This is a genomic window from Streptomyces sp. NPDC025833, assembly GCF_055558055.1.
The window spans coordinates 287,787-301,602 of record NZ_JBVHNF010000009.1; the positions used below are offsets into that span (position 1 = coordinate 287,787).

The following is a 13,816-nucleotide window of genomic DNA, read 5'->3' on the forward strand; positions in this document are numbered from 1 at the left end:
ACGCCCGGGCCACCACTGGCCCGGGCGTCCGGCGTGCGCGGCCGGACTCGATCGGTCGGCCGCGTGACGCGTTGCGACCGCCGACGGGCCGGTGTGATGATCCCGGACATGGCCGGACACGGGGGAGACGCCCGCGCGCAGGAAGAGGTCCGCAGGTCACGCCTGTACGACTACGCGGACCCGCCGGAACCGGCCCCGCCGCGGACCACCCGCACGGAACCAGCCGGGCAGACCACTCCGCCGGGGCGCACGGCCCCCCTGCCCGAGACCCCGGCCGCCGCCGGGCTCGGCCGCCGGGAGTCCGCCGTCCTGCTCGGCGAGTTCCGGCGCACCGCCGTCCTCGTCCCGCTGGATGCGGAGACGGGCGACCCGCTGGCCGCCGACCACGGTGGCGTGCGCTTCCTCCTGGCGTTCTCCGACGAGCGGGCACTGGCCCGCTACGCCACGGCCCGCGGCGAGGCGGGCCGCGAGTGGCCGTACCGGACGGTCCTCGGCGCGCGCCTGCTGGACGCGGCCGTACCGGCGGTGGGGGTGCCGTGCGGGGTGGCGCTGGACTGCGCGGACGGTGCGCGGGGGATGGTCTTCCCGCCGGTGCGCGGGGTCGTGCCGGACGGGGTGGCGGTGGACGTCGGGGACGGGACGGGGGACGAGCGGTGACCGACGCGGGCAAGGACCTGAGGACCGAGGGGCTCGGCCTGATCGCCAAGGGCCTGACCGAGGCCCTGGGCGAGTTGGAGGAGCTGGGCATGGTCGGGCGGGCCGGCGCGGGGCGCGGCTTCTCCGACCTCGTGATGTCCGGGCTGGAGCTGGGCCACACGGGCCTGACGGACGAGTTCAAGTCGTTCTGCGAGCGCTGGGAGTGGGGGGTGCGGTCGCTGATCGCCGAGGGCAACGCGTTCGCCGTGAAGACGGGTCTGTCGGCGGGCACGTACTACGAGACGGACCAGTACGTCGAGGGCTCCTTCAAGGTCGTGACCAATGCGATCGTCGGCAACCCGTACGCCTCCGAGGAGGACGTGGAGAAGATGGGCTGGGGGGAGATAGCCGCCTCCGGCGGGGGCGCCGACTACAGCGGGGAGTCCTTCGAGGAGGCGTGGGCGAACAGCAAGGAGGGCTGGCGGGGCGCCGCGGACGACGTGATGACCTCGCACACGATCGGCCCGGTGCCGGGCATGGGCCTGGGCGACCTGCGCGGCGCCACCGGCGACGCGGAGGGTGCTGCGGCCGATGATGCGGGCAGTCGGGGCGGTGCGGGCTGATGGGTCTTGGGGATCTCACCGACTCGCTGCTCAGCGGCGGCGAGAAGCTCATCGACGGCGGCAAGAGGATCGTCGGCGAGGGCGTCGACTACACCACCGACAGGATAGGTGACGGCCTGGACCGCGTCGGGGCCCACCAGTGGGCCGACGTGGTGGAGGACTGGGGCGACGGTGTCGCCTCGGACCTCGGCGCGACCCCGGGCGAGCAGCAGCTCGGCGAGACCGAGAAGGCCGACGAACTGGTCCACGGCGACCCGGGGAAGATCCGCGGCAACGCCGAGCACCTGCGGGACTTCCACGGCGCGTTCGACAAGGTCGGCCAGGGACTGCGGAAGGTCGACTCCTCCGGCTGGCAGGGCGAGGGCGGCGACGCCTTCCGCAAGCGGTTCGGGGTGCACCCCGCCAAGTGGGCGCAGGCGGCCGAGGCGTGCCGGACGGCGGCCGGGGCGCTGGAGGCGTACGCCGACACCGTCAAGTGGGCGCAGGGCCAGGCCCGGGAGGCCGTCGAGCTGTACAAGAAGGGCGTGCGGGCGTCCGAGGAGGCGTTCGAGGCGCACCGGCGGAAGGTGGACGCCTACAACGCCAAGGCCGAGGCCGGCCAGGACCCCGGCCCGGAACCCGGCCCGCTGGTCGACCCCGGCAAGGCCGACGTCCGGTCGGCCCGGCACAAGCTGGCCGAGGCCCGCAAGCAGCGCAACACCGCCGCCTCCGAGGCCCAGGGCAGTGTCCGGGCGGCCCTGGCCCACGCCCCCGCCGAACCCCCGCCCCTGGAGCGCCTCGGCAAGGACCTCAAGGACGGCTTCCAGGCCTCCACCACCGAACTGACCCATGTGGTGGGCGGCGCGCTGAAGGGTACGGCGGGCCTGGTCGACGTCGTCCGCGGCCTGAACCCCGCCGACCCCTACAACATCACCCACCCGGCCGCCTACCTGCAGAACGTCAGCATGACGCTCTCCGGCCTGACCTCCACCGCGGCCCACCCCGAACGCGCCGCCCGGGCCGCCGCGGACGGCTTCCGCAAGGACCCCTCGGAGTTCTTCGGCCGGCTCTTCCCCGAGGCGATCGGCACCAAGGGCGCGGGCCTCGCCGGCGGCGGCCTGCGGCTCGCGGCGAAGGAGGGCGCGGAGGGCCTCGCCGGGCAGGGTCTGCGCAGGGGCGCGCGGGAGGCGGAGGAAGCGGGCACGAAGACGGCCCGTTCGAGGGTCGAGGAAGACCCGCCGCAGCGCTCGCACGACGAAAGCAGCACCAAAGAGTGCGGCGACCCGGTCAACGTGGCCACCGGCAGGATGTTCCTGCCGCAGACGGACGTCGCCCTGCCCGGCGTCCTGCCCCTGCTCCTGACCCGGCGCGTGGAGTCCGGCTACGACCTGGGCCGCTGGTTCGGGCCGTCCTGGTCCTCGACGCTGGACCAGCGCCTGGAGATCGACGCGGAGGGCGTCGTCTTCGTCACCGAGGACGGCCTGCTCCTGTCGTACCCCCACCCGGCGCCCGGCCTGCCCACCCTGCCCGGCCACGGCCCCCGGCTCCTCCTGGACCGGGTGGACGGCGGCTACACCGTCACCGATCCCCGGACCCACCGCACCCGGCACTTCGCCGACCGGGGTCCCGGGCTGGCGGTCCTGGAGCAGATCGACGACCGCAACGGCAACTGGACCACGTTCGAGCACGACGCCGACGGCACCCCGCTGGGCGTCTTCACGAGCGCCGGCCAGGGCGTCCGCGTCACGGTGGAAGCGGGCCGCGTGACGGCGTACCACCTGGTGGCGACCGGCGAGGAGCTGAAGCGCTTCGGGTACACGGACGGCAACCTCACCGAGGTCACCAACTCCTCCGGGCTGCCCCTGCGCTTCACGTACGACGAGGCCGGCCGGGTCACGTCGTGGACGGACACGAACGACCGCGGCTACTCCTACGAGTACGACGACCGGGACCGCTGTACGGCGCAGCGCGGTGCGGCGGGCCACCTGACCACGCACCTGGCGTACCAGGACCCGGACCCGTCGACGGGGCTGCGGACGACGACGGCGACGACGGCCAGGGGCCACACCACCCGTTACCTGATCAACGACACCTGGCAGGTGGTCGCGGAGACCGATCCACTGGGCGCGACCACTCACCACGTCCGCGACCGCCACCACCGCCTGCTCTCCACGACGGACCCGCTGGGCCGCACGACGGCGTTCTCGTACGACGAGGCGGGCAACCTCGTCCGGGTGGTCCGCCCGGACGGCCGCGAGGCCACGGCGGAGTACGACGGCCTCGGCCTGCCGGTGAGGGTGGTGAACCCGGACGGCACGGTGGTCCGCCAGACGTACGACTCCCGGGGCAACCGCACGTCGGTCACCGACCCGGCGGGCCGGACCACCCGGTTCACCTACACGGACGCCGGCCACCTGACGTCGGTGACGGACCCGCTGGGCAACACCACGACGGTCGTCTGCGACCGCGCGGGCCTCCCGCTGGAGGTGACGGACCCGCTGGGCGCGACCACCCGTTACGCGCGCGACGCCCTCGGCCGCCCGACCGCGATCACGGACCCCGCGGGCGCCACGACCCGCCTGGAATGGTCGGTCGAGGGCCACCCGACCCGCCGCACGGCCCCCGACGGCACGACGGAGACGTGGACGTACGACGGCGAGGGCAACTGCACGAGCCACACCGATCCGCTCGGCGGCGTCTCCCGCTTCGAGTACACCCACTTCGACCTGCTCACCGCCCGCACCGGCCCGGACGGCGTCCGCTACGAGTTCGACCACGACACGGAACTGCGCCTGACGAAGGTCACGAATCCGCAGGGCCTGACGTGGACGTACGAGTACGACGCGGCCGGCCGCCTGGCGTCGGAGACGGACTTCGACGACCACGTCCTGACGTACGCCTACGACGCGGCGGGCCGCCTGCGCTCCCGGCGGAACGCGCTCGGCGAGGTGACGTCCTTCGAACGGAACGAACTCGGCCAGGTCCTCCGCAAGGACGCGGCGGGCCGGGTCACGACGTACGCCTACGACCTCACCGATCAACTGGCCCAGGCGACAACCGCGGACGGCACGACGCTCACCCTCCTGCGGGACCGTCACGGCCGCCTGCGCTCGGAGACGGTGGACGGCCGCACGGTGACGTACACGTACGACGCGCTGGGCCGCCGGGCGAGCCGGGTGACGCCGGCCGGGGCCGAGACGACGTGGTCGTACGACGCGGCGGGCCGCCGCACCGGCATGGTGGCGTCGGGCCGGGCGATCGACTTCACGTACGACGAGGCGGGCCGCGAGCTGACCCGCCGCATCGGCGGCGCGGTCGCCCTGGAGCACACCTTCGACGCGCTGGGCCGCCTGGCCACCCAGTCGGTGACCGGCGCCGGGGGCGACCTGGTCCAGCACCGGGCGTACTCCTACCGGGCCGACGGCAACCTGATCGGCATCGACGACCACCTGTCGGGCTCCCGGCGCTTCGACCTGGACGCGACGGGCCGGGTGACGGCGGTCCACGCGGCCGGCTGGACGGAGCGGTACGCGTACGACGAGGCGGGCAACCAGACCCGGGCATCCTGGCCGTCGGAGCATCCGGGCGCGGAGGCGCGGGGCTCGCGCGCGTACGTCGGCACCCGCATCACCCGGGCGGGTGACGTCCGCTACGAGCACGACGCGCTGGGCCGCGTCACGCTCCGCCAGAAGACCCGCCTGTCCCGCAAGCCGGACACCTGGCGCTACACGTGGGACGCCGAGGACCGCCTGACCTCGGTGACCACGCCGGACGGCACCCGCTGGCGCTACACGTACGACGCCCTGGGCCGCCGCACGGCGAAGCTCCGCCTGGCGGACGACGGCGAGACGGTCCTGGAAAGGGTGGACTTCACCTGGGACGGCACCACCCTCTGCGAACAGACGACGGTCTCTGCGGACCTCCCCCACCCGGTCACCCTCACCTGGGACCACCAGGGCCTGCGCCCGCTCGCCCAGACGGAACGCATCACCGCGGCGGAGGCTCCCCAGCGGGAGATCGACTCCCGCTTCTTCGCGATCGTCACGGACCTGGTGGGCACCCCGAGCGAACTGGTCGGCGAACAGGGCGACATCGCCTGGCGCACCCGCAGCACGCTCTGGGGCGCGACGGCGTGGACGACGAACAGCACGACGTACACGCCGTTACGTTTCCCAGGCCAGTACTACGACCCGGAAACGGGCCTGCACTACAACTACTTCCGCCACTACGACCCGGAGACGGCGCGGTATCTCAGCCGGGATCCACTGGGCCTGGCTCCAGCCCCCAACCCCGCCTCCTACGTCCACAACCCGCATTCGTGGTTCGATCATCTGGGGCTTGCGCCGGATGCGTGCGAGAACGGGGGAAGCTGGGATGCCGAGGAAGAGCCTTATCTGTACCGCGGTGTCGGACACGCAGACGAGAGAAGTCCGCAAGAGTGGATTAAAATGTATGAAGACGCCAAGCATGGAGTCGCGGAACCGCTGGGCGGACACGCGGATCCGCAATCTCATGCCGGGGGCCGCACCGATAGCATCTTCACTTCATGGACGACGGATTACGAAGGCATGGCGCTAGAGGAGAGCTACCGAGGCAACGGTCCCGGAGTCGTCCTCCGGATACCGAACGCAGACGGAGCGACCTACTTTCGCGTGCCCGGTGTTTCATTCCCGTACGACGAAGGTGAGGTAATGATTCGGGGTACCGTTACGGGAGCCGAGGTGAGCATAGGTGGGGGGCCATGGACAAAGTCAGGATCCTGAAGCTCGTTGAAGCGGCTGTCGAGTCCGGCATCTGTGACGCACAACTCCTCGACCGCCTCGCGGAGATCAATGCAATTGAAGTGGGAAGCGTGTCGAGAGAGAACTTGGCGAACACATACAGGCGCCGCCTGAAAAGAACGACTCCCGGTTCTCAACTCCAGAGAGAGACGGCCTCCCTCTTGTCATTCCTGGACACTTATCCACAGGATACTCTCGCCATGGCAAGCATCTCCCTGCATGGAGACGGTAATGAATTGTTCCTCATGGACAGCAACAGTCAAAAAATTCTGCACTGGATGAAAATGTTCTCCAGTCAAGCTTAACCCCACACATCAAACTCTAACCAAGATTGATATCCGTCGCGTACAAATATCCCTGGAAAAGGTCAGGAACTCGATGTCGTTCGGTCCGCCACCTGCGGGTTTCTCGGCTTCCGCACCTCCCGCCTGGACGCCACCCTCGGAAATCGAACAGGCGCTGTTCGAGGCCAAGAGCCGTGGGAACTGGGTCGGCTACCTCTCCGCACTCGCGCGGAACCCGCTGTACTTCGAGATAGAGAAAGACCAGGCGGACGCCACGCCCAGCGCCACGCACGCCGTCTTCGGGCATGACCCCCGCGTCCCCGGTGGACGGATCTGGGCCGTGTACACCGAGGGCATGCTGCCCGCCCCGGAGCCCCACCGAGTCTTCGACTGGAACTACCTGGAATGGTTCCCGAAGGTGTGGGCTCCGACCGATCCGCCGATGATCGTCGTCAACCCGGGAAGCCCATGCGAGGCATTTCTGCCCTCCGCCCCACCGCACTCGGCGGCCTGGGCGCAGTTCGGCGCACGGACTCCCGCCCGGGACACGTCCCTGTCGCTCCGTACCCTCCGCATCGGCGGCCCCCTGCACGGCACCGTCGCCCACGGCCTCGCCTGCGGCGGCCTCCTGTGCTTCAACAACGGCGCATTCTGGAACGCCATGGCCTGGCACGGCGCGGGCTATCCGGACGAGCGGAAGCGACTCCGCGAGTGGTGGGGCATCACCAGTCGTGAGAAGTGGCTGCGCTGCCTCCGCGACCTCCTCGACTGCGAACAGCACAGCCCGGTCTGGGACTTCGTCCTCGGCCTGCGCCGCAGCATCGCACGTGACTTCGGCGGCCACGTAGACGCGGGCTACTGGCGCCAGACCGCCGCCGACGTCATACGCGCCAGGTCAGAAGGCTCGGTCACGGTCAGCGAGGACGGTGTCACGAGGACCGAGCCCCGGCCCGGGTCCGAGGTCGAGGCCCAGGTAGAGGGCGTACAGCGGCTGATCGGACGCATCACCCGCTACGAGGCCCGGATGCGCGCCGACGGCATACTCGACGGCAGCCGCCACGTCTCGTCCGTCGACGCCTGGGACCTCGGACGTGCGTCCAACATGGCACGGTGGGGGCTGGGAGCCAGGTACGGCACCCTCGCGGAAGCCGAGTCCGCCGTCGTCCGGGCCGGCCGGGCCGCCGCCCGGACCTACAAGTCGTGGCAGGACTTCTCCGTCGGCTTCATCCTCGGCCGCTGCCTCCACTTCGACGACGAGGAGTTCGGCGCCTGGTACCAGAACATGGTCGAGGCCCACCGCGTCCTGATGTCCGACCCCGGTAGCCCGTGGCTCAACATCCCCTTCCGGCAGCAGTGAGTCAGGCCGCCGGGAGTTCGCACCACACGTACTTGCCCCGGTCGCCGAAGCGGGCCGACGGCTGCCAGCCCCAGTACTCCGCGCACGTACTCACCAGACCCAGTCCCCGTCCGTCCTCCCGGTCGAGGGCCTTCTCCAGCGGTACCGGCGGCTCGGGCGGCTCGGGGTCGGTGTCCCACGCCCCGATCCACACCAGCCCCTGCGGTGAGCGGCGCACCCGCAGCGCCGCCGGCCCCTTCGTGTGCCGTACCGCGTTGGAGACCAGCTCCGTCGCCAGCAGTTCCGCCGTGTCCGCGAGGCCCGTCAACCCGTGCATCGCCAGGATCACCCGCAGGGTCTTGCGACAGACGGTCACGGCTCTGAGGTCGTTGGGGATGTAGAGCGTGTAGTCCCACGTCTCGTTCTCGGGCATGCGTCGTCGACTCCGTCCGGTGAGGGGGGTTCCAGCGCGCGGTGGCCTGCCGCAGCCGTCAGGGCAGAGGGGTGCGTGCGCTTCCGCTGCGTGTGCGGTACGTGACCGAAGGTAGGGCATAAATTTCATTCGCTGCAAGCGGGTCACGTAACGTGGGCCCCGAAAGAGTCGCCCCACCGCAGCAGTTGAGGAGAGGACGCCGGTGCCGGCACGACGGAACCCCACCGCACGCCAGGTCCGCCTGGGAACCGAACTGCGGAGACTGCGCGAGGCCGCCGGACTCAAGGCGACGGAGGCTGCGGCCCTGCTGGGAACGAACTCCGTGCAGATGAGTCAGATGGAGGCCGGCGTCGCGGGGGTGAGCGAGCAACGCGTGCGCCGGCTCGCCGCCAATTACGCGTGTACGGACCTCCCTTTGATCGACGCCCTGGCAGCCATGGCCACAGACCGCACGCGCGGCTGGTGGGAGGAGTACCGAGGCGTGCTGCCCGCCGCTTACCAGGATCTCGCCGAGCTGGACCATCACGCGAGGTCCCGCAAGGACGTGGCGGTCATCCATGTGCCGGGGCTGCTGCAGACGGAGGACTACGCCCGCGCGCTCTTCGCCTACATGAATCCGGAGTTCCCCGCCAGCGAGGTAGCCCTGCGCGTGGAGCACCGGATGAGGCGGAGGGTCGTCATCGACGGTCCCGATCCGATCCCCTACGCGACTGTGATCCATGAAGCCGCGCTTCGCATCAGGGTGGCCGGGCGCGCCGCCTGCCGGGCCCAGCTCGGTCGCATTCTGGAGGAGTCCGAGGCGGAACACGTCACCGTGCAAGTCATCCCCTTCGCGCTGGACGATTTCGGGGGCGCCGGTAGCGCCATGGTGCACCTGGGCGGAGTCGTCCCCCGGCTGGACACCGTCGTGCGCGACGCTCCGCACGGCACGGCGTTCATCGACTCCGCGGCGCAGCTGGAGCACTTTCGCAAGCTCTTCCGTAGGGTGAGGGGCCAGGCGCTGACCCCTGAGCGGTCACGCGACCTCATCCACCACTTGGCGAAGGAGCTGTGAGCACCGGCATGACGACCATCCCCACCTCATGGAAGAAGTCGTCCTTCTCCGGCGGCGGTGAGGGCAACGACTGCGTCGAAGTCGCCGACCTGGACACCCACATAGCCGTCCGCGACTCCAAGGCGCCCGCCCGGGCCGTCCTCACCTTCCCGGCCGCCGGCTTCGGTTCGTTCGTCGAGGCTCTGAAGGGGAACCGGTTCGGACATTAGCGCCGATAGCTACGGATATATCCGCGATTGGTAACAGTCCGCGCGTTTCCTCGACCGCCCGGGTGCCGCGCCGCAAGGTGTGGCGTGCGGCCGACCGGTCGCCCCCGTGCACCGCGAACGCGCGCCGCGGGGTGTGCGCAACCCTCTCGAAGGGGGACTTCGTGTCCGTATCCGCATTCGCCTTCCGCCCCCGGATCACCGCCGCCGCCGCGGTGGCCGCCGCCCTCGTGGGCGCCGTGGCCCTGCCCGCCTCGGCCGCCGACCGGACCCCCGGCCACCCGGGCCGGTCCGAGCGGGCGCACGTCGCCATCGGCGCCGCCCAGACGCACCGGTCGGCCCGGTACGACCGCTCCAACGCCGCCCTGAACAAGGAATGGGTGGAGATCACCAACGACGGGCGCCGGGCCGTGGACCTCGACGGGTGGACGCTGTCCGACGAGGACGGCCACACGTACACCTTCCGGCACCACCGGCTGAGGGACCAGCAGAGCGTGCGCGTGCACACCGGGTTCGGGCGGGACCGGAAGAACGACCTCTACCAGGACCGCCGCGAGTCGGTGTGGGACGCCGGCCACGACACCGCGACCCTGCGCGACGACCGCGGCCGCATCGTCGACTCCGCCTCCTGGGGCAACGACCGCTCCGGCCGCCACGACCATCGTGACCAGCGTGGCCACCACGGCCACCACGGCCACCGTGACGGCGGACGGCACGACCGGCGGCGGTGACCCCCGCCCCACCCGTCCCGCGCGCCGCTTCCCCGGAAGTGGCGCGCTTCGTCCGTCACGGGGCCGGGCACCCCTCCGCACCATTGACCTGATCATGCCAATGCTGCACCATGAGCGCCGATCCGCACAGCGGACTCACAGGGAGCCCCACCGAAGGCCCCGGTGAGCCGCACCCGCACGTCGCACGCGAACACCCCACCTCCACCCCCAAGGAGCGTTCATGCGACTCAGCATCCGCGGCTCCGGCGCCCGTGGCGGCAGACGTACCGCCGCCCTCGGCGCGCTGCTGGCCCTCGCCCTCGCCGCGCCCGTGTCGGCCACCGCCGGCCACGCCAGCGCCGACGGCGTCCGGAAGGTCACCCCTTCCGCGGACGACGTACGGCAGTACGAGATCCACCAGGCCACGACTCCCGTGACCCGTACGGCCATCCAGGCCGCCGGGGTCACCGTCGACGAGGCCGACGAGGAGACCGTCGTCGTGTCCGGGCGGGCCGAGCAGATCCGCGAGCTGCGCCGGCTGGGGTACGACCCCCGGCCCCTGGGCGCCGCCCCGCAGCGCGGCCAGGCCCGGCTGTACGACTTCCCCGGCGCCGACGCGAAGTACCACAACTACGCCGAGGCGAACGCCGAGATCGGCCAGCGCCTCGCCGCCTACCCGAACATCATGAGCAGGCGGGTGATCGGGAAGTCGTACGAGGGCCGGGACATCGTCGCCATCAAGGTCAGCGACAACGTCGGCACCGACGAGGACGAGCCCGAGGTGCTGTTCACCGCGCACCAGCACGCCCGCGAGCACCTGACCGTGGAGATGGCGCTGTACCTGCTGCGCGAGCTCGGCGCGGGGTACGGGACCGACTCCCGGATCACGAAGCTCGTCGACAGCCGCGAGATCTGGATCGTGCCGGACCTGAACCCGGACGGCGGCGAGTACGACATCGCCACCGGGTCGTACCGGTCCTGGCGGAAGAACCGGCAGCCCAACTCCGGCTCCACGGCGGTCGGTACGGACCTCAACCGGAACTGGGACTACAAGTGGGGCTGCTGCGGCGGGTCCTCCGGCACCAAGTCGTCCGAGACCTACCGCGGGGCGTCCCCGGAGTCCGCGCCCGAGGTGAAGGTCGTCGCCGACTTCGTGCGCGGCCGGGTCGTCGGGGGCAGGCAGCAGATCAAGGCCGGCATCGACTTCCACACCTACAGCGAGCTGGTGCTGTGGCCGTTCGGCTGGACGTACGGCGACACGGCGACCGGGATGACGGCCGACGACGCCGCCGCGTTCAAGGCGGTGGGGCAGAAGATGGCCGCGAGCAACGGGTACACGCCGGAGCAGTCCAGCGACCTGTACATCACGGACGGGTCGATCGACGACTACCTGTGGGGTGCACAGAAGGTCTTCGCCTACACCTTCGAGATGTACCCGACGTCCAGTGGGAACGGTGGGTTCTACCCGCCCGACGAGGTCATCGAGCGGGAGACCTCCCGTAACAAGGACGCCGTGCTGCAACTGCTGGAGAACGCCGACTGCATGTACCGGTCGATCGGGAAGGCCGCCCAGTACTGCGGCTAGCCGTACGGCCGGCCGCTGCGGCTAGGCCTCCTCGAAGTACGCGTCGAGGACCGCGTCCAGTTGCTCGTCCCACTCCTTGAAGCGCCCCCTGGCCGCCGCCTCGATCTCGATCGGGAACCAGCGGCGGTCGGGGGTGTGCACGGTGACCGTGTACCGCTTGCCGAAGCGGGGCGTCTCCGTCTCCACCGCGGCGATCTCGTCCCAGCGGAACTCGCACGCCTCCTCGTCCAGGCTGAGGCGGACGCCCCTGCGGTCGGCCACTATCCGCGCCCGGCGGTCGGCCGCCTCGAAGACCGGGCCGTCCGCGGGGTCCGCGGCGGACTCGGCCGCGTCCTCGGCCGCCGCGTCCGCCGGGGCCTCGGCGGTCGCCGGGGCGTCCGCCGGCTCGTCGCCGGGCGCCGCGTCGGCCGGCGCCTCGTCGCGCGGCGTCGCGTCGGCCGGTGTCGCGTCGTCAACTCCCTTCGCCACCGGCCCCGCCGGAGTCGGGCCCGTGAGCCCCGGGATGAAGGCCGGGTCGAAACCCGCGCCGGTCACCGGCTGCGTCTTCGACGGGTCGGCCTCGGACGGCTTGCTGCTCGCTCCTATGCGCTGCTCCACGGGCGCAGTATGGACGACTTCCCTGTGCCGGAACCAGTCAGCTCACGAACACGCTGACCACGGCGGCCACCAGGAACCCCGCCAGCGACAGCACCGACTCCAGGACCGTCCAGGTCCGCAGCGTGTCGCGCTCGCTGATGCCGAAGTACTTGGCCACCATCCAGAAGCCGCCGTCGTTGACGTGCGAGGCGAAGATGGAGCCCGCCGAGATGGCCATGATGACGAGGGCGACGAACGCCTGGGAGTGGTGACCTTCCGTCAGCAGCGGGGCGACGATGCCCGCCGTCGTCACGATCGCCACCGTCGCCGAGCCCTGCGCCACCCGCAGGACGAGCGAGATCAGGTACGACAGGACGATCACGGGCAGGCCCACGTCGTGGAAGGTGTCCGACAGCGCCTGCGCGACCCCGCCCGCCTTCAGCACGGCGCCGAAGACCCCGCCCGCGCCGACCACCAGCAGGATGTTGCCGACCGGCTTGAGGGACGCCGTGGACACCGTCTCCAGGGACTTGCGGGACCAGCCGCGGCGGATGCCGAGGAGGTAGTAGGCGAGCAGCAGGGCGGAGGTGAGGGCGACGAACGGGTTGCCGACGAACTCCAGGACCGAGCGGGCCGGGGAGGGGTCCAGGGCGATCGAGGAGAAGGTGGCCGCCAGGATCAGGACCAGGGGCGTGCCGATGATGGCCAGGACCGTCGCGAGCGGCACCGGGTGCTCCCGGGGTGCCACCCCCTGGGCGTGCTGCTCGGCCAGCACCGCCCGCTTCGCCTCCTCCGCTGCCTCCACCATGTCCTGCGGCACGGCGACGAAGATCCGCTTGCCGACCCAGGCGGCGTACGCCCAGGCGGCCAGCACCGCCGGGATGCCGCAGACGACACCCATGAGGACGATCCAGCCGAGCTGCACGTGCAGCAGTCCGGCGGCGGCGACCGGGCCGGGGTGCGGCGGCAGGAAGGCGTGGGTCATGGACAGGCCCGCGAGCAGCGGGAGGCAGTACAGCAGGATCGATTTGCCGGACCGCTTGGCGGCCGCGTAGACGATCGGCGCCAGGACGAAGATGCCGACGTCGAAGAAGACCGGGATGCCGAAGAGCAGGCCGGTCAGGCCCATCGCGAGGGGGGCGCGGCGCTCGCCGAAGAGGCCCAGCAGGCGGGAGGCCAGCACCTCGGCCCCGCCGCTGACTTCGAGGATCGCGCCGAGCATGGTGCCGAGGCCGATGATGATCGCGACGTGGCCGAGGATGCCGCCCATGCCCGACTCGATGGTGGAGACGGCGTCGGAGCGCTGGACGGTGCCGAAGAGTTCGGTGACGGACAGGCCGGAGAGCAGGCCGACGGCTATGGAGACGGCGAGGAGGGCGACGAACGGCTGGAGCCTCGCCTTGATGATCAGCAGGAGCAGCAGGCCTATCCCCACGGCGGCGACCGTGAGGAGCCCGGCGGTGCCGTCGACGAGGAGCAGCAGGCCCCCGGTGTGCGGTGGGGCCGCGGGGGCGGGGACGGCGAGCGGGAAGGACATGCGGGGGTCCTCTTCGTGAGCGCAGGCTGCTTTCGGGCAGGGGGGAGCGCGGCGCGGCACTCCGGGGAGTGCCGCG

At 71.3% G+C, this 13,816-nt stretch carries 12 protein-coding genes; 9 read left to right on the forward strand and 3 right to left on the reverse strand.

Annotated features, from left to right (window positions below):
* Nucleotides 1-108 precede the first annotated feature (108 nt).
* From ACZ4K2_RS18355 to ACZ4K2_RS18375, 5 genes are all read left to right on the forward strand, one after another.
* Nucleotides 109-657, forward strand: coding sequence for a hypothetical protein (locus ACZ4K2_RS18355; RefSeq protein ID WP_467473937.1), 549 nt, complete (start codon nucleotides 109-111; stop codon nucleotides 655-657).
* Nucleotides 654-1,259, forward strand: coding sequence for a hypothetical protein (locus ACZ4K2_RS18360; protein ID WP_467473939.1), 606 nt, complete (start codon nucleotides 654-656; stop codon nucleotides 1,257-1,259). The genes ACZ4K2_RS18355 and ACZ4K2_RS18360 overlap by 4 nt, the downstream gene beginning before the upstream one ends.
* Nucleotides 1,259-6,001 carry a putative T7SS-secreted protein gene (locus ACZ4K2_RS18365; RefSeq protein WP_467473941.1) on the forward strand — a complete coding sequence of 1,581 codons (4,743 nt, stop codon included), beginning with the start codon at nucleotides 1,259-1,261 and terminating at the stop codon, nucleotides 5,999-6,001. Before ACZ4K2_RS18360 ends, ACZ4K2_RS18365 begins: the two co-directional genes overlap by 1 nt.
* The gene (locus ACZ4K2_RS18370; RefSeq protein ID WP_467473943.1) at nucleotides 5,980-6,324 is read left to right on the forward strand and encodes a hypothetical protein; all 345 of its coding nucleotides are present in this window, start codon (nucleotides 5,980-5,982) and stop codon (nucleotides 6,322-6,324) included. The genes ACZ4K2_RS18365 and ACZ4K2_RS18370 overlap by 22 nt, the downstream gene beginning before the upstream one ends.
* A gap of 73 nt (nucleotides 6,325-6,397) precedes the next feature.
* Entirely contained in the window at nucleotides 6,398-7,660 is a 1,263-nt protein-coding gene (locus ACZ4K2_RS18375; protein WP_467473945.1) for a DUF1266 domain-containing protein, read from the forward strand.
* Between the two features lies 1 nt (nucleotide 7,661).
* Here the strand turns inward: ACZ4K2_RS18375 and ACZ4K2_RS18380 are convergent, their stop codons facing one another.
* Complete coding sequence (locus ACZ4K2_RS18380) at nucleotides 7,662-8,072, reverse strand: ATP-binding protein (protein WP_467473947.1); 411 nt, start codon at nucleotides 8,070-8,072, stop codon at nucleotides 7,662-7,664.
* A gap of 202 nt (nucleotides 8,073-8,274) precedes the next feature.
* On the opposite strand from ACZ4K2_RS18380, the gene ACZ4K2_RS18385 reads away from it, so the two are divergent.
* The 4 genes from ACZ4K2_RS18385 to ACZ4K2_RS18400 all read left to right on the forward strand — a co-directional run bounded on the left by ACZ4K2_RS18385 (nucleotide 8,275) and on the right by ACZ4K2_RS18400 (nucleotide 11,627).
* Nucleotides 8,275-9,126, forward strand: coding sequence for a helix-turn-helix domain-containing protein (locus ACZ4K2_RS18385; RefSeq protein WP_467473949.1), 852 nt, complete (start codon nucleotides 8,275-8,277; stop codon nucleotides 9,124-9,126).
* 8 nt (nucleotides 9,127-9,134) lie between these two features.
* Complete coding sequence (locus ACZ4K2_RS18390) at nucleotides 9,135-9,335, forward strand: DUF397 domain-containing protein (protein WP_467473951.1); 201 nt, start codon at nucleotides 9,135-9,137, stop codon at nucleotides 9,333-9,335.
* Nucleotides 9,336-9,496: 161 nt separating this feature from the next.
* Nucleotides 9,497-10,063, forward strand: coding sequence for a lamin tail domain-containing protein (locus ACZ4K2_RS18395; RefSeq protein WP_467473953.1), 567 nt, complete (start codon nucleotides 9,497-9,499; stop codon nucleotides 10,061-10,063).
* 220 nt (nucleotides 10,064-10,283) lie between these two features.
* Nucleotides 10,284-11,627 (forward strand): M14 family metallopeptidase, encoded by a 1,344-nt coding sequence (locus tag ACZ4K2_RS18400; protein ID WP_467473955.1) that lies wholly within the window; start codon nucleotides 10,284-10,286, stop codon nucleotides 11,625-11,627.
* 21 nt (nucleotides 11,628-11,648) lie between these two features.
* Here the strand turns inward: ACZ4K2_RS18400 and ACZ4K2_RS18405 are convergent, their stop codons facing one another.
* The gene (locus ACZ4K2_RS18405) at nucleotides 11,649-12,224 is read right to left on the reverse strand and encodes a hypothetical protein (RefSeq protein ID WP_467473956.1); all 576 of its coding nucleotides are present in this window, start codon (nucleotides 12,222-12,224) and stop codon (nucleotides 11,649-11,651) included.
* 37 nt (nucleotides 12,225-12,261) lie between these two features.
* Nucleotides 12,262-13,740 carry a GntP family permease gene (locus tag ACZ4K2_RS18410; RefSeq protein WP_467473958.1) on the reverse strand — a complete coding sequence of 493 codons (1,479 nt, stop codon included), beginning with the start codon at nucleotides 13,738-13,740 and terminating at the stop codon, nucleotides 12,262-12,264.
* Between the last annotated feature and the right edge of the window lie 76 nt (nucleotides 13,741-13,816).